This is a genomic window from Streptomyces sp. NPDC058459 (genome assembly GCF_042721685.1).
GTDB lineage: Bacteria > Actinomycetota > Actinomycetes > Streptomycetales > Streptomycetaceae > Streptomyces.
The window spans coordinates 1-22,442 of sequence record NZ_JBHXLV010000104.1; the positions used below are offsets into that span (position 1 = coordinate 1).

15 protein-coding genes are annotated in these 22,442 nt (G+C 71.7%); 7 read left to right on the top strand and 8 right to left on the bottom strand.

Annotated features, from left to right (window positions below; translation table 11 throughout):
- Window positions 1-43 precede the first annotated feature (43 nt).
- The 3 genes from ACFWN1_RS19815 to eccE all read right to left on the bottom strand — a co-directional run bounded on the left by ACFWN1_RS19815 (window position 44) and on the right by eccE (window position 5,322).
- Window positions 44-2,998 (bottom strand): SCO5717 family growth-regulating ATPase, encoded by a 2,955-nt coding sequence (locus ACFWN1_RS19815; protein ID WP_384363589.1) that lies wholly within the window; start codon window positions 2,996-2,998, stop codon window positions 44-46.
- Between the two features lie 225 nt (window positions 2,999-3,223).
- Window positions 3,224-3,991 (bottom strand): hypothetical protein, encoded by a 768-nt coding sequence (locus ACFWN1_RS19820; protein ID WP_384363591.1) that lies wholly within the window; start codon window positions 3,989-3,991, stop codon window positions 3,224-3,226.
- A complete protein-coding gene (gene eccE, locus ACFWN1_RS19825) occupies window positions 3,988-5,322 on the bottom strand; it encodes a type VII secretion protein EccE (RefSeq protein WP_384363593.1) in 1,335 nt (444 codons plus the stop codon). Before eccE ends, ACFWN1_RS19820 begins: the two co-directional genes overlap by 4 nt.
- Before the next feature lie 185 nt (window positions 5,323-5,507).
- On the opposite strand from eccE, the gene eccB reads away from it, so the two are divergent.
- Window positions 5,508-7,031, top strand: a complete 1,524-nt coding sequence (gene eccB, locus ACFWN1_RS19830; protein ID WP_384363594.1) for a type VII secretion protein EccB — start codon at window positions 5,508-5,510, stop codon at window positions 7,029-7,031.
- Between the two features lie 29 nt (window positions 7,032-7,060).
- Window positions 7,061-8,290, top strand: a complete 1,230-nt coding sequence (gene mycP / locus ACFWN1_RS19835) for a type VII secretion-associated serine protease mycosin (protein WP_384363596.1) — start codon at window positions 7,061-7,063, stop codon at window positions 8,288-8,290.
- 305 nt (window positions 8,291-8,595) lie between these two features.
- Here mycP (ACFWN1_RS19835) and ACFWN1_RS19840 read toward each other — a convergent pair whose 3' ends face one another.
- The gene (locus ACFWN1_RS19840; RefSeq protein ID WP_384363598.1) at window positions 8,596-8,925 is read right to left on the bottom strand and encodes a DUF397 domain-containing protein; all 330 of its coding nucleotides are present in this window, start codon (window positions 8,923-8,925) and stop codon (window positions 8,596-8,598) included.
- 292 nt (window positions 8,926-9,217) lie between these two features.
- On the opposite strand from ACFWN1_RS19840, the gene ACFWN1_RS19845 reads away from it, so the two are divergent.
- Window positions 9,218-9,556, top strand: coding sequence for a WXG100 family type VII secretion target (locus ACFWN1_RS19845; protein ID WP_384363600.1), 339 nt, complete (start codon window positions 9,218-9,220; stop codon window positions 9,554-9,556).
- 34 nt (window positions 9,557-9,590) lie between these two features.
- Window positions 9,591-9,902 (top strand): WXG100 family type VII secretion target, encoded by a 312-nt coding sequence (locus tag ACFWN1_RS19850; protein ID WP_384363602.1) that lies wholly within the window; start codon window positions 9,591-9,593, stop codon window positions 9,900-9,902.
- A 396-nt stretch (window positions 9,903-10,298) separates the two neighbouring features.
- On the opposite strand, the gene mycP (ACFWN1_RS19855) is transcribed toward ACFWN1_RS19850, so the two are convergent.
- The 4 genes from mycP (ACFWN1_RS19855) to eccCa all read right to left on the bottom strand — a co-directional run bounded on the left by mycP (ACFWN1_RS19855) (window position 10,299) and on the right by eccCa (window position 17,763).
- Window positions 10,299-11,582, bottom strand: a complete 1,284-nt coding sequence (gene mycP / locus ACFWN1_RS19855; protein WP_384363604.1) for a type VII secretion-associated serine protease mycosin — start codon at window positions 11,580-11,582, stop codon at window positions 10,299-10,301.
- Between the two features lie 68 nt (window positions 11,583-11,650).
- Entirely contained in the window at window positions 11,651-13,189 is a 1,539-nt protein-coding gene (locus ACFWN1_RS19860; protein ID WP_384363606.1) for a hypothetical protein, read from the bottom strand.
- Window positions 13,189-13,713: a hypothetical protein gene (locus ACFWN1_RS19865; RefSeq protein ID WP_384363608.1), complete on the bottom strand. Its 525-nt coding sequence runs from the start codon at window positions 13,711-13,713 to the stop codon at window positions 13,189-13,191. The genes ACFWN1_RS19860 and ACFWN1_RS19865 overlap by 1 nt, the downstream gene beginning before the upstream one ends.
- Before the next feature lie 87 nt (window positions 13,714-13,800).
- The gene (eccCa, locus tag ACFWN1_RS19870) at window positions 13,801-17,763 is read right to left on the bottom strand and encodes a type VII secretion protein EccCa (protein WP_384363610.1); all 3,963 of its coding nucleotides are present in this window, start codon (window positions 17,761-17,763) and stop codon (window positions 13,801-13,803) included.
- 162 nt (window positions 17,764-17,925) lie between these two features.
- On the opposite strand from eccCa, the gene eccD reads away from it, so the two are divergent.
- From eccD to ACFWN1_RS19885, 3 genes are all read left to right on the top strand, one after another.
- Window positions 17,926-19,395: a type VII secretion integral membrane protein EccD gene (gene eccD / locus ACFWN1_RS19875; protein ID WP_384363612.1), complete on the top strand. Its 1,470-nt coding sequence runs from the start codon at window positions 17,926-17,928 to the stop codon at window positions 19,393-19,395.
- A 177-nt stretch (window positions 19,396-19,572) separates the two neighbouring features.
- Complete coding sequence (rpsO, locus tag ACFWN1_RS19880; protein ID WP_030816847.1) at window positions 19,573-19,860, top strand: 30S ribosomal protein S15; 288 nt, start codon at window positions 19,573-19,575, stop codon at window positions 19,858-19,860.
- Window positions 19,861-20,183: 323 nt separating this feature from the next.
- Window positions 20,184-22,403: a polyribonucleotide nucleotidyltransferase gene (locus ACFWN1_RS19885; RefSeq protein ID WP_384363614.1), complete on the top strand. Its 2,220-nt coding sequence runs from the start codon at window positions 20,184-20,186 to the stop codon at window positions 22,401-22,403.
- Window positions 22,404-22,442 lie beyond the last annotated feature (39 nt).

Sequence of the window (22,442 nt, forward strand, 5' to 3'; positions counted from 1 at the left end):
GCGCTGAGCACCGGCCGCCCTTCGTTCTCGCCTGCCGCGTCGCCTACTGCTGCGGGGGAGCCTGGGGAGGCTGCGGGTGACCGGAGTACGGCGGGTACTGCGGCTGACCGGGCTGCTGGGGGTACGGCTGGCCCTGGGGGTGCTGCTGCGGGTAGGGCTGCGGCTGCTGCGGGTACGGCTGCGACTGCGGCTGCTGGGGTGGGTACTGCTGCTGGCCCGGTACGAACGGCTGGCCCGGCTGCCGCGGGTACGGCCGGCCGGGACCCGGCTGCCCCGGCAGCGGCGGAGCCGCGACCGGCGGCGGGTTGCCGTCCCTGGTCCACAGCCCGTGCGCCTGCTGGTGCCGTACGAAGTCCTCGGCGACCATCGCCGCGAGCGTGAAGTACGCCTCGCGCACCTTCGGCCGCATCATGTCGAGGTTCACCTCGGCACCGGCCGACAGATGCTCGTCGAAGGGCACCACGACCACACCCCGGCACCGCTGCTCGAAGTGCGACACGATGTCATCGACCTTGATCATCTTGCCGGTCTCGCGGACCCCGGAGATCACCGTGATCGAGCGGGAGACCAGGTCGGCGTAGCCGTGCGCGGACAGCCAGTCCAGCGTGGTGCTGGCGCTGCTCGCACCGTCCACCGAGGGGGTGGAGATGATGATCAGCTGGTCGGCGAGGTCCAGCACCCCGCGCATCGCGCTGTAGAGCAGCCCGGTGCCCGAGTCGGTCAGGATGACCGGGTACTGCCTGCCCAGCACGTCGATCGCGCGCCGGTAGTCCTCGTCGTTGAACGTGGTCGAGACCGCAGGGTCCACGTCATTGGCGATGATCTCCAGACCGGAGGACGCCTGCGAGGTGAACCGCCGGATGTCCATGTACGAGTTCAGATGCGGGATCGCCTGCACCAGGTCACGGATGGTCGCACCGGTCTCCCGGCGCACCCGGCGGCCGAGCGTGCCGGCGTCCGGGTTGGCGTCGATGGCGAGGATCTTGTCCTGCCGCTCCGAGGCCAGGGTGGAGCCCAGCGCGGTGGTCGTGGTCGTCTTGCCGACGCCGCCCTTGAGGCTGATCACCGCTATCCGGTAGCAGGACAGCACCGGGGTGCGGATCAGCTCCAGCTTGCGCTGCCGCTCCGCTTCCTCCTTCTTGCCGCCCAGCCTGAACCGGGACGCGGCCGCCGGGCGTCCGCTGCGCGTCTTCTGCCGCTTGTTGTTCAGCAGCCGGTCGGAGGACAGCTCCACGGCCGCCGTGTAACCGAGCGGCGCCGCACCCGGATGCGTCGGCTGCCGCTGGTCGTGCTGCACGGGCTGCGGCCACGCGGCACCGGCCCGGGGGTCCGGCACCTGCCCCTCTGGACCCTGCGGGAAGCCGTAACCGGCCTGCGGGGCAGGAGGGTTGGGGGGCTGCGGGGCGGTGGTCCGGTGTTGTGGGAAGCCGTAGCCGGGGGGTGGGTTGGGGGCGGCCGGGGGTTGCTGGGGGGAGCCGTAGGGGGGCTGCTCACCGGGGGAGTCGGCGGCTGTCGGGGGCTGCGGGGAAGCGGCCCGCTGTTGTGGGAAGCCGTAGCCGGCGGGTGGAGTGGGGCCGGTCGGGGACTGGTGAGGGAAGCCGTAAGGGGGCTGCTCACCAGGGGAGTTGGTGTCCGCCGACAGCTGGGAGGAGGTGGCCTGCTGCTGTGGGAAGCCGTAGCCGGGGGGCGGGGTGGGGCTGGCTGGGGGCTGCTGGGGGGAGCTGTAAGGGGGCGGTTCGGCGGGGGAGTTGGTGGCTGTCGGGGGCTGCGGGGCGCTGGTCTGCTGTTGCGGGAAGCCGTAGCCGGGGGGCGGGGTGGGGCCCGTCGGGGGCTGCTGGGGTGGGTGCGGCTGGGGTGCGTGCTGCTGGGGTGGGAAGCCGTAACCGGGCGAAGGAGTGGGCGGGTTGGCGCCCGTGGTCCGCGCGGGGTCGCCGGACGGGTCCCAGGCGGCGGGTGCGGGCTGCGGCGGGAACGGCGGCTGCTGTGGAGGCACCTGCGCCTGGTCCTGCGGGGGCGCGTGCGGCGGCCGGCCCGGCATGGGGCCTGCCTGCGCGGGCCACTGCGCCGCCGGAGCGGGCGCGGCGGGCCGGTACGACGGGGGCAGCGGGGGGACGCCCTGCTGCGGGACGGGCGGGGGAGCCCAGGCGGGGGGTGCGGCGGCCGCGATCTCGGCGGCCGGTGCCTGTGGGGCGTCCTTGTGCTCGGCGTCGGGTCCCGGGGCTTCGGCCTCAGAGGCATCGCCCTTCGGGGCCTCGGCCTCCGGTGCGGTGTCCTCGGTGGCGTTCTCGGCGGTGCCCTGCTCGGCGCCGCCCCCGGCAGGCTCGTCGGGCTCGACAGGCTCCTCCTGAGGCGACCCCGCCTCGCCTGTGGCCGCGCCGTCTGCGGGCTCGGGCGCGTCGGCGCTCGGCCGGTCGTCGCCGCCCTCTGCCGCGTCGGCGACCCGTGAACCCTCCGTGTCCTCGGCCTGCTCACCAGCGGAGTCCGAAGCCTCGGCCGCCGCCTCGCGCTCCGCGATCTCCCGCTTCAGCGCCGCGGCGGAGAAGCGCATGGTCGCGCCGCTCTCCAGGTCCCCGTTCTCCGGCTCGGGTTCGGGCCCGGACTCGGGGGACGCCGGAACACCCTCGGACTGCTGCGCCTCGAACCCCGTAGGCAGCGACGCCCCCGGAACGGGGTTGCCGACCGGCGGCACGGGTGGCACGGGTGGCACGGGCGGCACCGGCGGCACCGGCGGCACCGGCGGCGCGAACGGCGCACCAGGTGCGGGCGGCGTAGCGGGGAACGGCGGCACCGTACCGGGCGTACCGCCACCATGCGTACCCTCACCCGCCGCACCGCCGGAGGCACCCGCCGGGGACGACGACGCGTTCTGCGTGTACCAGGCGGGCGGCGCGTAGTCGATGGTGAACTCGCCCGTGTTCTCGACGGCCGACTCCGCGTCGGGCTGGTCGTCGTCGGGTGTGGCCCAGCCCCCGCGCATACCGTCCCGATCGCTGCTCACAGTTCCTCCTGGTGTGGTCGAGCACTTTCATCGCGTGCCGGGGCGACCGGGTCGAGCGGCAGCAGGTTCACCGGTTCTTCCCCCAGGGACGGCGACCGTCCACGGGTTCTGGCATCGCGCCCGCTCCCAGCCTAATCACCACAAGCCCCGCCCCGGCAGGCCCGGTTGACCCGCAGAACGCTCAGGACGCTCAGAAAGCGAACAAAGCAGGTGAGAAAGGTCGGTTCAGTCCATCCGGCGCGGGTCGCCCAGCAGGCCGATCTCGGCATCGGTGGGCTGGGTCAGCACATACTGCCGGTCCCGGTCGGCGCACCACAGGGTGACCCCGTCCGGCAGTCCCGGCAGCGACTCCACCTCGGCCCGCGACAGCCCTATCGTGCGCCCCAGCTCGGCGGCCTCGTCCGGCGAGACCCGCTGGATGCCGGCGAGCCGCGCCTGCCGCAGCAACCGGGGCGCGACCGGGCTGAGATACGGCAGCAGCGTCACCACCGACTGCCAGGGACCCGCCGCCACCCGCCCGCGCGGCGGCCGCATCCCGCAGTCCCGCACCACCAGCACCGGCGTGCCCGCGGACGCGCCCTGCGGGGGCACCCGGCCCACCTCGTACACCGAGAGCCCGTTCTGACCGCCGCCCATGGCATGCACCATCCGTATCCACGACTGCGGCCGCCCGGTCTCCACCGCCACCCGCGCGCCCGTGGCCGCCGTGCGCAGCGCCAGCACCTGCGCCGTCCACAGACCGCCGATCAGCACCACGTCGTACGGAGTCGGCCGGTTGACGCCCAGCACCGCCGGGCGCCCCTCGGTGTCCACCCCGGCCACGACCCCGTCGTCCCCGATGGGCAGCGCCAGTTCGTCCAGCCGTGCGGCGGGCAGGAGATGCCGGCCGTGCCGGGGGCCGATCAGCCCGAACCCCCGCCGCAGCCGGTCCCCGGCCCGGCGCGGTCCGCGCGGGGACGCTTCCGGTGCGGTGGTCGCCTGTGTGCTCGTCATCGCGCGCCTCCCAGCGGCAACGTGGCCAGCATGCCCGGCAGTTGCTCACGGTCCAGCCGGGCGAGCCCCGCGCCGGCGTGCCGGGCCGCGCCCTCCAGCGAACGGCGCGCGGCCACCAGCTCCTCGTCACTGAGCCCCGTCACCCGCAGATGACCGGTCAGCGACACCTCCTGACGCTCCGCACGCGCGAGCGTGAGACTGAAGGTCGTGGCCAGCGCCGGAATCGCCGTGACCAGCGCGACGAACTGCGGCAGCGTCTTGCCCCGTTCACCGCCCAGCCGGGGCCAGCGCCGTATCCAGTACGTGGTGTGCCGGCGGTTGTCGCAGCGCCAGCCGCGCCCCGACTCCTCGGTGCGCCGCTCACGCCGCTCACCGCGCCTGGCCTCCGCCGTGACCAGCGGATCGGCGCAGGCGGAGGTCGCGAGCGCGCCGATCAGCTCCTGCTCGTCGAGGATGGTCGCCCGCATGCCCGCGCCCGTCAGCCGGCTCGCCAGATGGTCCGCGACCCGCGCCAGGCACTTCTGCGCCCCCGAGACCCCGCCCCCGCGCGCGGCCACCGCCTCCGCGCACAGCTCGGGATCGAGCTTCAGCGCGATCCAGGTGATCCGCACCGCCGGAGCGCCCGTCTGCTCCTGGAGCGGCAGGTAGTTGGCGACGGCCACCGACTGCCGGGGCAGCTGCGGCGCGGGCGCGGGCTGGGTGTGCAGCACCACCTGGGCCGACTCCAGCCGGATGCCGTCGACCTCCAGCGCGTCCCGCACCAGGGCCAGCGGCAGCGGCCGGCGGTTGCGGTCCGCGCGCAGGGCCGTCGCGTCGGCCTCCACCTGGAGCACGGCGGTCAGGAACGTACCGTCGCCGGCCATCCCGACCGGCCGCCGGTCCCGTACCCCGTACGAGTAGGTCCGCAGCGCGGGCTCGCATTCGAGCGCCGGTACCAGCGCCGGTTCCGTGCCCGGCGGCACGGGTGTGTTCCGGGCGCGCTGTTGACGCGACCTCAACGCCCGCGCGGTGAGCAGCCATTCGGGCAGCGTGCGCCCCCGGCGGCGCACCACGGCCGGCAGCACCAGCGTCACCGCGACCAGCCCGGCGGGCATCAGCGCGAGCGGCGAGATCACCCAGCCGGTGACCAGCACGGCGACGGCCAGCTCCAGCAGCACGAGCCGTTGCAGGCGAAACGATCCGACCTGCCCTCCCGTCGTCCGGAAGTGGACTCCGCCGGCGCTCGCCGGAGCCCGCGACCCCGCCGGACCCCCACCACGCTCCGGCTCGGGCACGCGCGGTTCCTCGGCCCGCGCCCGGCCCCGCAAGCGCGACCGCGTACCGGAAGCCATCACCGAATCCCCCCGCATCACTCGCAACTCACAGGTCCCGGCATCCCATTCGGGCCCCTCCAAGGCCCCGGTGACCTACCCGCTCCACCGGCACCGGCGGCCACCATGCATAGTAGAGGGCCGGTCTGACATCGCGGCGCGGGACCGGTGCCCGGACTTGCGAAAACGGGGAGAAGCAGGCACTTATGGCATCACGGCGCGATGAACTCAACGCCTACACGTTCGCGAAGAGGCGCACCCTCGCGGCCTTTCTCCAGCCCTCGCCGTCCGGGTCCGAGGAAGGCGCCCCCAAACCGCTGCGCGCCGTCGTACCGACCATGGTCGCGGGCGCGCTGACGCTGGCCGTCTTCGGCGCCTGGGGCATGTTCCAGCCCACCGCGCCCGCCGGCTGGGACAAGCCCGGCACCCGCGTCATCGTCGGCAAACAGTCCACCACCCGGTACGTCGTCCTCAGGACCGGGAAGACCGACCGGCTGCACCCCGTGCTCAACCTCGCCTCCGCCCGCCTGCTGATGAACGACGCCGGTTACCAGGTCATCCAGGTCAGCGACAAGATCCTCGACTCGGGCAAGCTGTCGCGCGGCCCCATCCTCGGCATCCCCTACGCCCCCGACCGGCTCCCCGCCGCCGACGACGCGGGCACCGCCAAGCGCTGGGCCGTGTGCGACCAGCCCGGCGGCAAGGGCGAGACCGTCCAGCAGGCCACCTTCGTCCTCGCCCACCGCGACGCCCCCCGGACGGACGGCGCCGGCCGCCTCTCCGGCGGCGACGTGCTCTACGTCAGGACCCGCACCGGCGCCCGCTACCTCGTGGACGCGGGCGGCACCGCCTACGCCCTCACCGGTACCGAGGCCGGCCCGCTCACCAACGCGCTCGTCGGCGGTCGCCTGCCCCAGCTCGTCACCAGGGGCTGGCTCGCCACCCTCCACCGGGGCGCCCCCATCAGCTTCCCGAGGCTCCCAGAGAGCGTCGGCGACCCCGCCCGCGTCCCCGGCCGGCTCGCCCCCGAGGAGAACAGGGTCGGCATGGTCCTGCGGACCGACACCGGCGAAGGCACCCGGCACTACGTCGTCCTGCCCGGCAAGGTGCGGCCCGTCAGCGACTTCACCGCCTGGCTGCTCATCACCTCGCCCCAGACCGCCGAGCTGGACATGAACGGCCAGGCGCGCACCGTCGGCCTCCAGGACTTCACCGCCGACCCCACCTCCTTCGCCGGACAGCCCGCCGACTGGCCCCGGCAGCGCGCGGACCAAGTCAACGCCGTCGGCTCCGACTCCGGCCGCGACACCGTGTGCAGCGTGCTCCGCGACGTCTCCGGCGACAACACCACCACCCTCAGCACCTGGGCGGGCAAGGACTACCCGGCCGAGGTCACCGCCGACGGCACCAGCACCTATGTCACCCCCGGCACCGGAGAGCTGTACACCCAGAGCCAGGGCACCGCCGCCGGCGCCGGCGGCCTCTTCCTGGTCACCGACACCGGCCTGCGCTACGCCGTCCAGAACAACGGCGACAGCGACAGCCGCGCCTCCGACATCGGCGCCCAGGCCCAGAAGTCCTCCGACGGCACCCCCGAGCCCAGCGAGGCCCAGGTCAAGCTCGGCTACGAGAACGTCCGGCCCGCCGAGGTGCCCGCCGACTGGTCCGAACTGCTCGCCAAGGGACCCCGCCTCGACACCAACGGCGCCCGCCAGCCGCAGGGTTCGTGAGCGCGCACCTCCCACGCGACGACGACACGATGAGGAGCGCCGTAGGAGTGCTGCCCGCGAAGGCGACCCTGCTGACCGCCGCCGTACTGCTGACCACCCTCGGCACCGCCCCGCCCGCGCCCGCCCTCCGCCTGGACGGCAGCGGCGAGTGCACCTTCCCCGCCAAGACCGTCAGGGGCACCCCCTGGTCCCTCCAGCGCGTCCTGCTCGACGAGCTGTGGCGGGGCACGGACAAGGGCAAGGGCGTCAAGGTGGCCGTCATCGACACCGGCGTCGACACCGAGAACCCCCAGCTCGCCCCGGCCGTCGACAAGGGGCTCGGCCGCGACTTCCTGACCAGGGGCAAGGACGCCGACCCCACCGACGACCAGGTCGGACACGGCACCAAGGTCGCCGGCATCATCGCGGCCCGCCCCCGCGCGGGCACCGGCTTCGTCGGCGTCGCCCCGGGCGCCACCATCATCCCGATCCGGCAGAACGACGCCCGGAACAGCGGCGACTCCGACTCGATGGCCCAGGCGATCGACCACGCCGTGGCCAAGGGCGCCGATGTCATCAACATCTCCCAGGACACCACCAAGCCGCTCTCCGGCACCTCCGCGCTGGGCGCGGCCGTACGCCGGGCCCTCGCGCGCGGGACCGTGGTGGTCGCCTCCGCCGGCAACGACGGACTCGACGGCCAGGTCAAGAACACCTACCCGGCCGCCTTCCCCGGCGTCCTCGCCGTCGCCTCCTCGGACCGCGACAACGAACGCGCCCCCTTCTCCCAGGCTGGCTCCTTCGTCGGTGTCGCCGCGCCCGGCGTGGACATCCTGTCCACCGTCCCCGGCGGCGGCCAGTGCACTGACAACGGCACCAGCTTCTCGGCGCCCTTCGTCGCGGGCGTCGCCGCCCTCCTCAAGGAGAAGCACCGCGACTGGAGTCCGGCCCAGATCGTCACCCGCATCGAACAGACCGCCGAACGCCCGGTCAACGGTCACGACAACTTCGTCGGCTGGGGCGTCGTCGACCCCGTACGCGCCGTCCAGGACTCCGACCTCGCCGCCGCACCGGCCAGCCCGACACCCGACCCCGGCCTGTCCAAGGCCCCCGTGCCCGACGTGGCGCCGTTCTCGCTGGCCGAGTCCCCCAAGGAACGCGACCGGCGTTACGCCACCTACGTCCTCGGCATCGCCGTCGTTTTCGTCGCCGTCATCGCGGGTACGGCCATCGTCACGCGCGACCTGCGCCGCCGGCGCCGGAAGGACCCCGCGGCGTGAGCTTCGGCCCGCCCCCGTCCGTCCACACCGAGTCCGCACCGAGTCCGCACCCGACGAGGTGACTGGAGACACCCGCCAAGCCGCAGGCCGCCCTCGACGCGGGCCCCGGCGTCCACCTCGGACACCCGCTACGGCCCCTGCCTCCCGCCACGCGCCAGCGGCGACGGGCTGATCCTCCACCACCGCGGCGTCGGCTCCGTACACGAAGAACCCCGTGCTCCCGGTACGGGGCGCGGGTTCGGTGGGGGTGCTGCCCTGAGGCGGGAGGCTTCTCAGAAAACCTCCCGCCTCTTAGGGGGTACCCCTTACTCGGAAGCGGCCTCGCGCTCCCGCCGGGCCTCCTCGATGGCCGCCAGCCCGCCGTTGCGCTCCGTGGGCTCGAGGTCGAACTCCCCGTCGCGCGCGCCGAGTACGAAGGCGTGCCACTCGGCCTCGGTGTAGCGCAGCACGGTCTCGGGTTCGAGCGAGGACCGCATGGCCACGGCGCCGTCCGGGAGATGGGCGATCTCCACCCGCTCCTCATGCTCCTCGGCGCCGGGCGCGCAGTGCCATTCGACGCCGGAGATGTCCAGGGCGTACAGCTCGTCGCGCTCACGATCCTTGCGCGCCTTCATCTCCTCAGCCGTCTCCGTCATGACGCGGCGACCCCTTTCCGACGTTTCAACGCTGTGTGTTGACAGTAGCCGTCACGGTACCGGTAGCCGGAACTCCCGCATCCGCACTTTGCAGTTGGAAGGGCCCGACGAACTGACTACAGTGGCCGCGGGTGCCACGACTGTGGTACCGCACGGGGGCGGTGCGACGCTGCGGCCACGCGGCGCGTGAACACGCAGCAGGTCTTGCCCGCCAGGAGGGCCGGAACTTCGGTTCCGGCGGACCCGTCGCGGTGGTGAAGGTCACCGTCGCAGCAAGAGGAGGGCAAGCAACATGGCTTCGGGCGTTGACCTCAGCGCACACGCGCTCACCGGACTGGCGAACGACATCCGGGACTTCCACCACCAGGTGAGCGAGCGCGTGACGTCCCTCAACCGGGTCGTCGACATGATCCAGGCCGGCTGGAAGGGCGCGGCGGGCAAGGAGTTCGACACCGTCCAGCAGGGCGTGAACAAGAACCTCAGGAAGCTCCAGGACGACCTCGTCGACCTGGAGGAGGCGATGCGGGCGAGCGTCGGCGGGTTCACCGACCAGGAGCAGGAGCGGATCTCCGACATCCGCAAGGTCGACAACTCCTACCAGGTCACCAGCCGCATCACGGACCTCGCCTGATCCGCAGACCTCATCCACGAGGGAGAGACGCATCATGAGCTACGCAGGGGACCGCACCGCGGTCAATTACGACACCGTCACCCAGGCCGCCGGCGACGTCCGCAACACGGCCAAGAGCCTGTCCGAGCAGCTGGAGACCCTCATGCGCCGGGTCAAGGCCGTCACCGAGACCTGGGAGGGCGAGGCGAAGACCGCCTACGCCGGTATCCAGCACGACAGCGACGAGCAGATGGAGCAGATGACCCAGAAGCTCGCCCGCATCGCCAAGCTCCTCGACGACTCGGTCGTCGGCTACCAGGACACCGACCAGGGCAACGCGGCCCGGTTCCGCATGCTGATGGGCTGAGCCGGACCACGACCCACTGAGGGGCGCCCGGCTTCCCGGGGGGCGCCCCTCAGTCTGTCACTCGATGAGGTGACCTCAGAATGCCGGTACGAACGTGATCGAGGTTCCCTGTTCCACCCTCGGCCCATGGCCGAGTCGGCTCACCGTCCCGCCAGTGCCGATCCGCACGCCCCGGCTGGGAGCGTCATCGAAGATCTTCTCGAACTCGCGATACGCGTCCCGAAGGACGTTCCGGATGCTCTCCGCTTCCTTCGCCGCGTCGCCGGACTCCTTGACGGTCTCCCGTCCAGTCTCACGGATTCCTGCATGCTGACCAGGCGGGCATGGAGGAGATCGTCGAACGCGACCATGCTGCTCAAGGTCGCGTTTCGACGCGGCGTCGTGAGACCTGACCGCTCACGGGTTCTGCTCTGTGTGCTGATGCGGGCTCTGGGCGGGGACGTACGGGGGGTACGCGGGAGGCGGCGGGGCCGCTGCCGCTGCCGCCGCCGCGCGGCGGGAGCGGCGTACGGCCAGGGTGACTCCTGCCCCGATCAGCAGCACCGCCACGACGCCTCCACCGGCCCAGAGGAGGGTGTTTCCACCCTCACCCGACTTCGGCGCCGCGTTCGCGTGCTTCGCGGGTGCCGTGGGCTTCGACTCCTTGGGCGAGGGGGACTTGGCGGCCGCTGCGGCCAGGTCAGGGAGCGGGTACACGTCGGCGGGGCCGGGGTCCACGGGCTGGGTGAACGCGAGTCGAGGGCGGACGACACCGTAGCCGAGAGAGTCGTTTCTGTTTGCGCCGTCCGTGGACTTGCCCAGAGTGGCAAGCATGACGCGCAGGACCTGGTTGTTGGTCCAGTCGGGGTGCGCGGACCAGATGAGAGCTGCGGAGGCCGAGGCGATAGCGGTGGCGTCGCTGGTGCCCTTCGACTCGCAGTATCCGGTCTCCAAGGTACAGGCGTGCACCATGCCCACGCCGGGAGCGGCGATGTCGACCTCAGGTCCGGTCTGAGAGAAGTCGGCTACCGTGACGTCCTCATCCACTGCCCCGACCCCGACCACGCCGGGAGTTGAGGCCGGATAGGACGGCAGGTTCTCCTTGTCGCCCCTGTTGCCGACTCCGGCGAACAGAAGTTTTCCCTTGGTCAGGGCGTATTTGACGGCAGCCGTCAACTCGGGAGTGCCGACGTCGTGGGTACCACGTGAGTCGCTCAGCGCCAGCGACATGTTGATGATCTGAGCCTTGGAGTCGGCGGCCCAGCGGATCGCCTGCGTCAGCTTCTCCGAGTACACCGTATCGGCGTCGATCCGGCCGTTGACCTCTTGGCTGTCCAGCATTCGGATTGGCAGGATCTTCGCTCCCGGTGCGAGACCCCACGAAGCGTTCGGCCCGCCACGTGCTCCCGTCGCCGCGATGATCGCGGCCATCGACGTGCCGTGGCCCACGACATCGGTGTGCTCGTCACCGCGCAATGAGGAGAAGTCCGTACCGTCCAGGATCTGGCCCTTGAGATCCGGAAGTGATCCATCGACACCGGAATCGATGAGGGCCACCGTCATCCCACGCCCCGTGCTGGACTTCCACATTTCCGGCGCGTGCATGGCATCGAGGTACCACTGCCGCTCCCGGATGGACTCCGCCTGCGCCGGACCGGCCGCGAGTCCGACGAGGAGCAGGCCGAGAGTGGCCGACGCCATGGAGGTGACTCGATGACGCTTCCTGCCTCTGGTACGCATGTGCCTTCCCGGGGTTGGTGGGCGCGGACTCAGTCGACCACGGGGGGAAGGGGCCGGCGCCCGTCTCTGGTCCAGGTCTCCTCGTCCTCCACGAGGTAGTCCGGCCGCCTGTCACGCTGCTGTGACTTGCTCGTGTCTGCGACCCTGCCCGGGATGCCGGTGCGACCCGCCTGGGCGGTCTGCGTCTGATCGGCGCCCATGGCCGTGGGGCGAACGAGTCCGGAGCCCCCCGAGGTGAATGGACGACTGCCTGAGCGACCCGGCTGGCCGGTACGCCCACCGAGGACACTGCCGGTCCCGGACGCGAGCCGACGACCGGAGTTCATGCCTCCTGCGGAGCGAGCCCCCTCGGTGGAGCCGGGATAGAGGGTGCGGCCGAGCGGTGCGCGGCCCTGCCCGTTCTCACCTCCGATGACGTTTCCCCGCGGAATTCCGTTCGCGGGGCGGCCGTTCGCGTTGACCTGCCGACCTCCGATGATCGCCGAGTCCCGAGGCATGCGCGGCAGACCTTCGATCGGCCTTGCCAGACCGGGTACCTGCGGGACTCGACCGGCGCCGGGCCCACGTGTCAGCGACTCCGCGCCGGAAGCTCGGCCGCCTCCGGTGAAAGTCGGCGGCAGACCGACCGGCAGCCCCGGCGTCGACAGCTCACGCGGCGGCTGGACCGGACCCACCGGCGGCGCGGTGAGCGGTGGCGTCGACGTGCGTGGGAGTGTGTCGGCACTATCGATGTTCAGGGACACGGGTTCGGGATGAACCGGGGTGTGGCCATGTGGATGTACCGGGACTTCGAGGACAGGGCCCGCCGAAGCATCGTGGGCGGCAGTCGGCCGCACAACCGCCCTGTGGTGCGCCGCGGGACTGGCCGCGCCGGGAGACGCTTGCTCGGCGGAATGGGAGGGTCCGATAGCGACCGCGCTCTCATCACCGATCCACCAGTCGCCGGGTGCGGCGCGCCCTGCCGCCGGCGCGAACGTAGGTGGCGTGACGCTGTTTATCAGCGTTGCTGAATGCTCGTACGCCCCTGCCAGTTTCCGCATCTGTTGGATGGCGTCCTGGCGGGCGGCGTCGATATGGGCCTGCGCGGCCGTCGCATCGGAATGGGCGGTCGCGGCTGCCTTGCGGGCATCAGGGTCGTTCCGGGCTCCCGGCTGCTTCGCGGCGTCGATCGTTTTGTGGGCGTCAACCAGTACGGCCTTCGCTGAGGCAGTCTCCTCAAGGTTCGGCATGCGCGATTTCGCTTCACCGATGGCGTACGAGACCTCGCCCATCAACCGGGAGGCCGCGCCCGCGTAGTCGCCCAGCCGTAGTGTGGAGCTCGCGGTGTGGCCGCCCCAGTCGCGGAACGAATCGCCCGCCTTACCCTGCCACTCCAGGTTCTTGACGTGCTTCATCAAGTCCTCGCCGATCTTGGTGATCGTCGATGCGGCGTCGGACAGCCTGGTCGCGATAATGGCCACGGATACCGTGTCGGCGGAGTCCAGCATCGCCGCGAGCTGCTCGTGCGTCATGGACTCGAAGTCCGTACGGCTGAGCTTCGGCTGGGGCTGCTCCGGCTGCTCGCTCATCAGAGGGCTCCCTTGGCCTTCGGCGCGTCCGAGTTCTTCTGGTGCCGCGCATACGGATCCCGCTCAGCGTCGTAGTACTTCTCCGCCTCCGCGTTCACCGCCCGCATCCGCGCCTTGATGTCCTCATCGAGGTTCGCGTAGCCCACGCGGGAGGCGTGGACCGCGAGGCTCATGCTCTCTATCTGGGCGCTGAGGGCCTTGGAGAGGTTCTCCAGCTCGTCGTGGACGATGGTGTAAGAGTCGTGGAGGAACTGCGCCTCCTTGAAGGTGGACGCCCCGAGCCGGGCCCGCGGCAGGCGGTCCTCGCCGACCTTGCCCGGTGCCGCCTCCGACTTGTCCAGCTCGACGAGCAGCGCGTCGACCCGCTTCTTGAAGCTCTTCATGGCGTTGTGCTGGATGTCCAGCGCCAGGTTCGGATTGACCCCCGCCAGGGTGTCGAAGTCCGTCCCCGTGTCGGGCACCTCCGGGCCGCCCGAACCGCCGCCGCCCGAACCCGCGGCAACGCCGCCCCCGTCCGAACTCACCTCAGCCGCCTCCCCGTTCTCCCCGCGCTCATCCCCGTTCCTCCGCTCGTTCGAACGCGGGAACGGGCGTGGTTTCCTTCGGTCACTCTAGTGTCGTTGCGGAAGCAACCCCAGTTGAACAAGGGACGTTCCGCGCTTGCGGGAGACGAACACGCCACGGCCCGGCGGCATGGGACGCGCCCGTACCGTGCCGAGGATGTCGCCCTCGCCGGGGTCGCCCGAAAGGACCACGCCCTGCGCGCCGAGCTCCTTCACCCGCTGCATGAACGACTCGTACATGGCGCGCGAGGCGCCGGCCTGGCTGCGGGCGATGACGAACTTCACGCCGACGTCCCGCGCGAAGGGCAGATGCTCCACCATCGGGGCAAGCGGATTGCCGGAGTTGGTCGCCACCAGCTCGTAGTCGTCGACGATGACGAAGAGCTGCGGGCCGCTCCACCAGCTGTGGTCACGCAACTGCTGCGGGGTGATGTCCGGCTTCGGTGCCCGCATCTCCATGAACTGCCGGATCGCGTCCATGTGGACCCGCATCGCGGAGGCCATCGGCGCGTACTCGAGGAGGTGCTCCTCCGGGACCGCCTCCAGCATGGTGCGCCGGTAGTCGCCGACGACGATGCGGGCCTCGGCCGGGGTGTACCGCTCGGCGATCTGCTTGGCGATCAGCCGCAGCAGGTTCGTCTTGCCGGACTCGCTCTCCCCGAAGACCAGGAAGAACGGGTCGGTGTCCAGGTCGACGAAGACCGGCTCCAGGTTGGCCTCGTCGATGCCGATGGCGATGCCGGCCTGCGGGAACTCGAAGCCCTTGGGCAGCTGGTCGGCCGGCAGCCTGCGCGGCAGCAGCCGCACCGTGGGAGCGGCGGGCCCCTGCCAGCCGGCCTTGATCCGCTGGACCAGCGCGGCCGTCGCCTCGGACAGGTCGCCCGCCGACGAGAAGCCGTCGATACGGGGCAGCGCCGTCATGAAGTGCAGCTTCTCCGGGACCTGACCGCGGCCGGGCACACCCGCCGGGACGCTCACCGCGACCTTCCGGTCGAACTCGGAGTCCATCGGGTCACCGAGCCGCAGCTCCAGCCGGCTCAGGATCTGGTCCTTGAGGGCCGCGCGGACCTCCATGTAGCGGGACGCGGAGACGACGACATGGACGCCGTAGCCGAGACCCCGGCCGGCGATGTCGTTGACGACCCCCTCCAGGCCCTCGTACTCGGTCTTGAAGTTGCCCCAGCCGTCGATGACCAGGAACACGTCCCCCCACGCCTCGCCCGGCAGCTCGCCCGCCGCGCGGCGCCTGCGGTACGTGGCGACGGAGTCGATGCCGCTGGTGCGGAAGAACTGCTCGCGCCGGTTGAGGATGCCCGCGACCTCCGCGACCGTACGGCGTACCCGCTCCGGGTCCAGCCGGGACGCGACCCCGCCCACATGCGGGAGGTCCGCCAGCGAGGCGAGGCCCCCGCCGCCGAAGTCCAGGCAGTAGAACTGCGTCTCCAGCGGGGTGTGGGTCAGCGCGAACGACGTGACCAGCGAGCGCAGCAGCGTCGACTTGCCGGACTGCGGACCGCCCACGACCATCATGTGGCCGGCCGCGCCGGAGAAGTCCCGGTACAGCACCTCGCGCTTCTGCTCGAAGGGCTTGTCGATCAGGCCCAGCGGAACGGAGAGCGTGCCCGCACGCGGGTACTCCGGCGCGTGCAGGCCCCGCTCCGGCGACACCGACAGCGCGGGCAGCAGCTGGTCCAGCGCGGACGCCTCCTCCAGCGGGGGCAGCCACACCTGGTGCGCGGGCACGCCCTGACCCTCGAGCCGCCGCACGACCACGTCCAGCACGGTGTCCGCGAGCGCGTCGTCCTCCGCGCGGGCGGCCCGCACGAGCTCCCCGGCCGGATCGGGCGCCGCGTACGCCAGCGGCACCGGCAGCGCCGTGAACCGCGCCGGACGGCGCTCGACGGGCGCGCTGCCCTGCGTGACCTCGGCCCCGTCCGCGCGGTACGTGCCCGAGACGTACGCCGCCTTGAAGCGCGTCATCTCGTCCGTGCCGAACTTCAGATACCCGGAACCTGGCACCGAGGGCAGGTGATACGCGTCCGGCACGCCGAGCGCCGCCCGCGACTCGGCCGCCGAGAACGTCCGCAGCCCGATCCGGTACGACAGATACGTGTCGAGACCGCGCAGCCGCCCCTCCTCCAGCCGCTGCGAGGCCAGCAGCAGATGCACACCCAGGGAGCGGCCGATCCGGCCGATCTGGATGAACATGTCGATGAAGTCGGGCTTGGCGGTGAGGAGTTCACTGAACTCGTCGATCACCAGGACGAGCGAGGCCAGCGGCTCCAGCGGGGCACCGGCCGCGCGCGCCTTCTCGTAGTCGTGGATGCCCGCGTAGTTGCCCGCCGCACGCAGCAGCTCCTGGCGGCGCTGGAGTTCACCCCGGATCGCGTCGCCCATGCGGTCGACCAGGGTGAGGTCGTCGGAGAGGTTGGTGATCACGGCCGCGACATGCGGCATCTGGGACATGCCCGCGAAGGTCGCGCCGCCCTTGAAGTCCGCGAGGACGAAGTTCAGCGTCTCCGAGGAGTGCGTGACCGCGAGCCCCAGCACCAGGGTGCGCAGCAGCTCCGACTTGCCGGAGCCGGTCGCGCCCACGCACAGGCCGTGCGGGCCCATGCCGTCCTGCGCGGCCTCCTTAAGGTCCAGCATCACCGGCTGGCCGTCCTCACCGACGCCGATCGGCACCCGCAGCCGCTCCGGCATGGACCGCGGCCGCCAGGTGCGCCGGACGTCCACCGACGCGGCGTCCCCGAGGCCGAGCAGGTCGGTGAAGTCCAGGTTGGAGAGCAGCGGTTCGTCGTCGTCCCCGCCGCCCATCCGCAGCGGGGCGAGCTGGCGGGCCAGCGCCTCGGCGGCGGGCAGCGACAGTCCGTCGGGCGTGCCCTCGAAGGCCACGTCGCCACCGGAGTCCAGACGCAGCCGGTCCGGGCGCACCACGATGGAGAGGTCACCGCGCGGGGTGTCCAGCTCGCCGGGGACGACCTCCACGATCGTCACGCCCTGCAGGCCCTCGGCCGCAGCGAACACCGACGAGGGCGGCACCATGCCCCCGTCCAGCAGCACCAGGATGTGCGGCTGGTCCAGCAGCGGCTGCCCGCCCCGGCTGAACCGGGGGCGCTCCGCCAGTTGGCCGGCCAGCGACCGCTCCAGCTCACCGAGGTCGTCGCCGAACAGCCTGCGGGTGCCCGCGCCGTCGAACTGGCCCGGCAACTGGCAGTGCGGCAGCCACTTCGTCCAGTCCCAGCGCTCCGCCGCGCCCCGCGAGGCCACCACGGCCACGATCAGGTCGTCGGGGGAGTGCAGGGTCGTCGCCTGTGCCACCAGGGCGCGCGCGGCGGACTGGGCGCGCTCCTGATCACCGGAGACCGTCACGTGGTAGAACGCGCGCAGCGACAGCGCCACCGGCAGCCCGTCCAACTGGCCATGCACCGAAAGGAAGCGCTGCATGGCACCGGCGCACAGCGGCTCCAGCTGGTCCACGGGCGCCGTCTGGGGCGCCGTCAGGGGTGTGGCCAGCGCCTGCGGGCCCAGCCCGACCCGTACCTGCCCGAAGTCCTCGTCCGCCACGCGCCGTTCCCACACCCGGCTGCCCTCGGCGACCAGCGACCACAGCTGCTCCGGGGCGGGGTGGAGATAGAGCTGCGCGTCCCGCTGACGCAGGGCGGTCTTCCGTACCGTGCGCCGGGTCTGGGCCAGGTAACGGAGGTAGTCGCGGCGGACGTCGGCCATTTGCCCTTGCGTACCGCGACGGTGCCGGACCACCTGGGAGACCACCATCGCGGCCGTGGACATCAGCATGACCACACCCATGATCCGCATGAACGGATGGGCGTTCGGGGACGCGAAGTAGAACACCACGGAGGAGCCCATGCCGAGGGTCGGCAGGACCTGCATCAGCATGCCCTCCTGCTGCCCGCGCGGCAGTTCGGGAGGAGCTTCCAAGTGCACCTCGTCCGCGGACACTTCGGGCGGGAGAGCGCGAGGCGGGCGCTTGATGACGAGCTGGCTCACCGGAGCGTCGGTCCTCCTGCACGGACGATCGGCTGGTCACCGGCACCCCCGTGGCGACGGTCGTCCTCCGCTTGCCGGCGATCCTACTGGCCACCACTGACATCCGGCCCCGGTAGGGTGACGCCCGCAGCGTGCGCATCCGCGAACAGGGGGTCTGTGAAGGTGAGTACGACAGCGGCTACGGGATTCAGCAGGGTCACCGTCGTGGCACCCGACAGCCGTATCGACGTGGCACTCCCGGTCGACATCGCCGTCGCGGACATCTACCCGGAGATACTGCGGCTGACCGGCCAGACCCAGGAGGTCGGCACCCCGGCCGGCTACCACCTCGTCCGCCGCGACGGCCGCGTGCTCGACAGCGCCCGCACCCTCTCCGACGAAGGCGTCCTGGACGGCGAGGTGCTGAGCCTGCGCCCCTTCGCCGACTCCCTGCCGCCCGCCGTCCACGACGACGTCTCCGACGCCGTCGCCTCCGCCGTCGTCCGCGACCGGCACCTGTGGAGCGAGGACCTGCTGCGCGTCGCGGGCCTCGCCGGCGGCGCCCTGCTCATCCTGCTGACCGGCTTCGTCCTCTGGTACGCCGACCCCGTACGCCACGACATGAGCGGCCTGCCCGGCGTCATCGCCGGCGGTCTCGGCGTCCTGCTCACCGCGTTCGCCGGGGTCCGCGCCCGGGTGTACGGCGACCGGGGCGCGGCCGTCGCCGTGGGCCTCGGCGCGCTGCCGCTGCTGATGATCGCGGGCTCCGGGATCGTCGGTCCACCGGAGGCCCAGGGTCCGGGCAAGCTCCAGTTCATGCTGGGCTGCGTGGCCGTACTGATCGCGTCGGTCACCCTGGTGGCGCTCACGCCGGGCGGGGACGCCCCGTTCGTCGCCGCTTCCTTCCTGGCGGCCGTCGGCACCGTCGCGACCTTCGTGGCTCTCCTCGCCGACGCCTCGGCCACCGCGACCGCCGCCGTGTGCGCCCCCGTCGCCATCGGCCTGGTCGCCTTCCTGCCCGGCCTCTCCGCCCGCTTCGCCCGGCTGCCCATCGGCTACGCCTCGCCGCACTCCGCCACCGACGACGCCTTCGACCCGGACGGCACGCGGGGCGCCGACGCCACACCGCTCGACGCCGGCCTCGTCGCGGCCCAGGCCCGGCGCGGGCACGAGATGCTGCTCGGCCTCGTCGGCGGCACGGCGGCCCTGGTCGTCGCCTCCGCCGCCGTCCTCGGCTTCCGCGACGACGTCCGGGGTCAGCTCCTCGCGCTCACCACCGGCCTCGCCATGCTGATCCGCGCGCGGCTGTTCCGCTACACCGCCCAGGTGGCCTGCGTCCTGGTCGCCGGCCTCGCCGCCGTCGCGCTGCCGCTGCTCGGCCTCGCGCTGAACCCGCCCCACGACGCCCTCACCGAGTTCGTGCTCCACCAGGACCGCGGCGCCCTCGATCTGCGCACCGCCTGGCTGACGGCGGCCGTCGCCGCGGGCGCCGTACTGATCACCGCGGTCGGCCTGATCGTCCCGGGCAAGGGCCTGTCACCCTTCTGGGGCCGCTTCCTCGACCTCGCCGAGGGCGCCGTCCTCCTGGCCCTGGCCCCCTTGTGCCTCGCCACCCTCGGTGTCCTCGCGGACGTACGCTCGATGGCCGGGTAGCCACCGTGAAGAGGGCCCGGAAGGCCCTGGTACCCTGAGTGACGGCCGTTCGTGTACGCACCCCCGGAGCCCCGGCTCCGGAGGCCGCGCCCGGCGAGTCCCCGCCTCCCGAGTAACGGAAGCTCCCCCGCGATTCAGACCGGGGGCACTCGGCGGCAACCACCATGAGGAGTACGAGTGTCTCTCGACGCCGCTACGAAGAAGCAGATCATCGCCGAGTTCGGCCAGAAGGAGGGCGACACCGGCTCCCCCGAGGTCCAGGTCGCCATGCTGTCGCGCCGGATCTCCGACCTGACCGAGCACCTCAAGGCCCACAAGCACGACCACCACTCCCGCCGTGGTCTGCTGATCCTGGTCGGTCAGCGCCGTCGCCTGCTGCAGTACCTGGCCAAGAAGGACATCCAGCGCTTCCGTGCCCTGGTCGACCGCCTCGGCATCCGCCGCGGCGCGGCCGGCGCCAAGTAGGTCGCCATGAGGGAGCGGTTCCCGATCCGATCGGGAGCCGCTCCCTTTTTGCTGTACGTGCCCGCCTCCCGCACCCGCGGCAGGTGCGGAAACATGCGGACTGTCACTCCCCCTTTGTAGGGTGTCAGCACAACGCATCACGTACGGAACAGAACGAGGAGACGCGCACCGCACCGCCGCCGGTCCTCGGTAGTGGCCCCCAGGGCAGACGAAACCCCCTGGGTGCTTCGATCGAAGACCGGCCCGCACCAGCCGGAGCGCCTCTCCCACCACCGTCCCCCCGCCACACGGGCGAGCGGGACGAAGACGAGGAGAAAACGCTAGTGGAGAACGAGACCCACTACGCCGAGGCCGTCATCGACAACGGCTCCTTCGGCACCCGCACCATCCGCTTCGAGACGGGCCGCCTGGCCAAGCAGGCCGCCGGTTCCGCCGTGGCGTACCTGGACGACGACACCATGGTGCTGTCGGCCACCACCGCCTCCAAGTCCCCCAAGGACCAGCTCGACTTCTTCCCCCTCACGGTGGACGTCGAGGAGCGGATGTACGCCGCCGGCAAGATCCCCGGCAGCTTCTTCCGCCGTGAGGGCCGCCCCTCCGAGGACGCGATCCTCACCTGTCGCCTGATCGACCGCCCGCTGCGCCCGTCCTTCAAGAAGGGCCTGCGCAACGAGATCCAGGTCGTCGCCACGATCATGGCGCTCAACCCCGACCACCTCTACGACGTCGTGGCGATCAACGCCGCCTCCGCGTCGACGCAGCTGGCCGGCCTGCCCTTCTCCGGCCCGATCGGCGGCGTCCGCGTCGCGCTGATCCGCGGCCAGTGGGTCGCGTTCCCGACGCACACCGAGCTGGAGGACGCCGTCTTCGACATGGTGGTCGCCGGCCGCGTCCTGGACGACGGCGACGTGGCGATCATGATGGTCGAGGCCGAGGCCACCGACCAGACGATCAAGCTGGTCGAGGGCGGTGCCGAGGCGCCGACCGAGGAGGTCGTCGCCGCCGGTCTGGAGGCCGCCAAGCCCTTCATCAAGGTGCTGTGCCGCGCCCAGGCCGACCTCGCCGCCAAGGCCGCCAAGCCCGAGGGCGAGTTCCCGGTCTTCCTGGACTACCAGGACGACGTGTACGAGGCGCTGAAGAAGGCCGTCCAGCCGGAGCTGTCCCAGGCCCTCACCATCGCGGGCAAGCAGGAGCGCGAGGCCGAGCTGGACCGCGTCAAGGGTCTGGCCGCCGACAAGCTGCTCCCGAAGTTCGAGGGCCGCGAGAAGGAGATCTCCGCCGCTTACCGCGCGCTGACCAAGCAGCTGGTCCGCGAGCGCGTGATCAAGGAGAGGAAGCGCATCGACGGCCGCGGCGTCACGGACATCCGTACGCTCGCCGCCGAGGTCGAGGCCATCCCGCGCGTGCACGGCTCGGCGCTGTTCGAGCGTGGCGAGACCCAGATCCTGGGCATCACCACCCTGAACATGCTCCGTATGGAGCAGCAGCTGGACACCCTCTCCCCGGTGACCCGCAAGCGCTACATGCACAACTACAACTTCCCGCCGTACTCCGTCGGCGAGACCGGCCGCGTCGGCTCCCCGAAGCGCCGCGAGATCGGCCACGGCGCCCTCGCCGAGCGCGCCCTCGTGCCGGTGCTGCCGACGCGCGAGGAGTTCCCGTACGCGATCCGTCAGGTGTCCGAGGCCCTCGGCTCCAACGGTTCGACGTCCATGGGCTCGGTCTGCGCCTCCACCATGTCCATGCTGAACGCCGGTGTGCCGCTCAAGGCCCCCGTCGCCGGTATCGCCATGGGCCTGATCTCCGAGCAGGCCGACGGTGAGACGCACTACGTCACCCTCACCGACATCCTCGGTGCGGAGGACGCCTTCGGTGACATGGACTTCAAGGTCGCCGGCACGAAGGACTTCGTGACCGCCCTCCAGCTCGACACCAAGCTGGACGGCATCCCGGCCTCCGTCCTGGCCGCGGCCCTCAAGCAGGCCCGCGACGCCCGTCTCCACATCCTCGACGTGATGATGGAGGCCATCGACCGGCCCGACGAGATGTCCCCGAACGCCCCGCGGATCATCACCGTCAAGATCCCGGTGGACAAGATCGGTGAGGTCATCGGCCCCAAGGGCAAGATGATCAACCAGATCCAGGAGGACACGGGCGCCGACATCACGATCGAGGACGACGGCACGATCTACATCGGCGCGGTCGACGGACCGTCCGCCGAGGCCGCCCGCGCCACGATCAACGGCATCGCCAACCCGACGATGCCCGAGGTCGGCGAGCGCTACCTGGGTACGGTCGTCAAGACCACCACCTTCGGCGCGTTCGTCTCCCTGCTCCCCGGCAAGGACGGTCTGCTGCACATCTCGCAGATCCGCAAGCTCGCCGGCGGCAAGCGCGTGGAGAACGTCGAGGACGTCCTCGGTGTGGGCCAGAAGGTCCAGGTCGAGATCGCCGAGATCGACTCCCGCGGCAAGCTCTCCCTCATCCCCGTGATCGAGGGCGAGGACGGCTCGGACGACAAGAAGGACGACGCCGACCAGTGACGTCCCGTAGCTTCAAGGCGACGGCCCGCACCTCTCCGG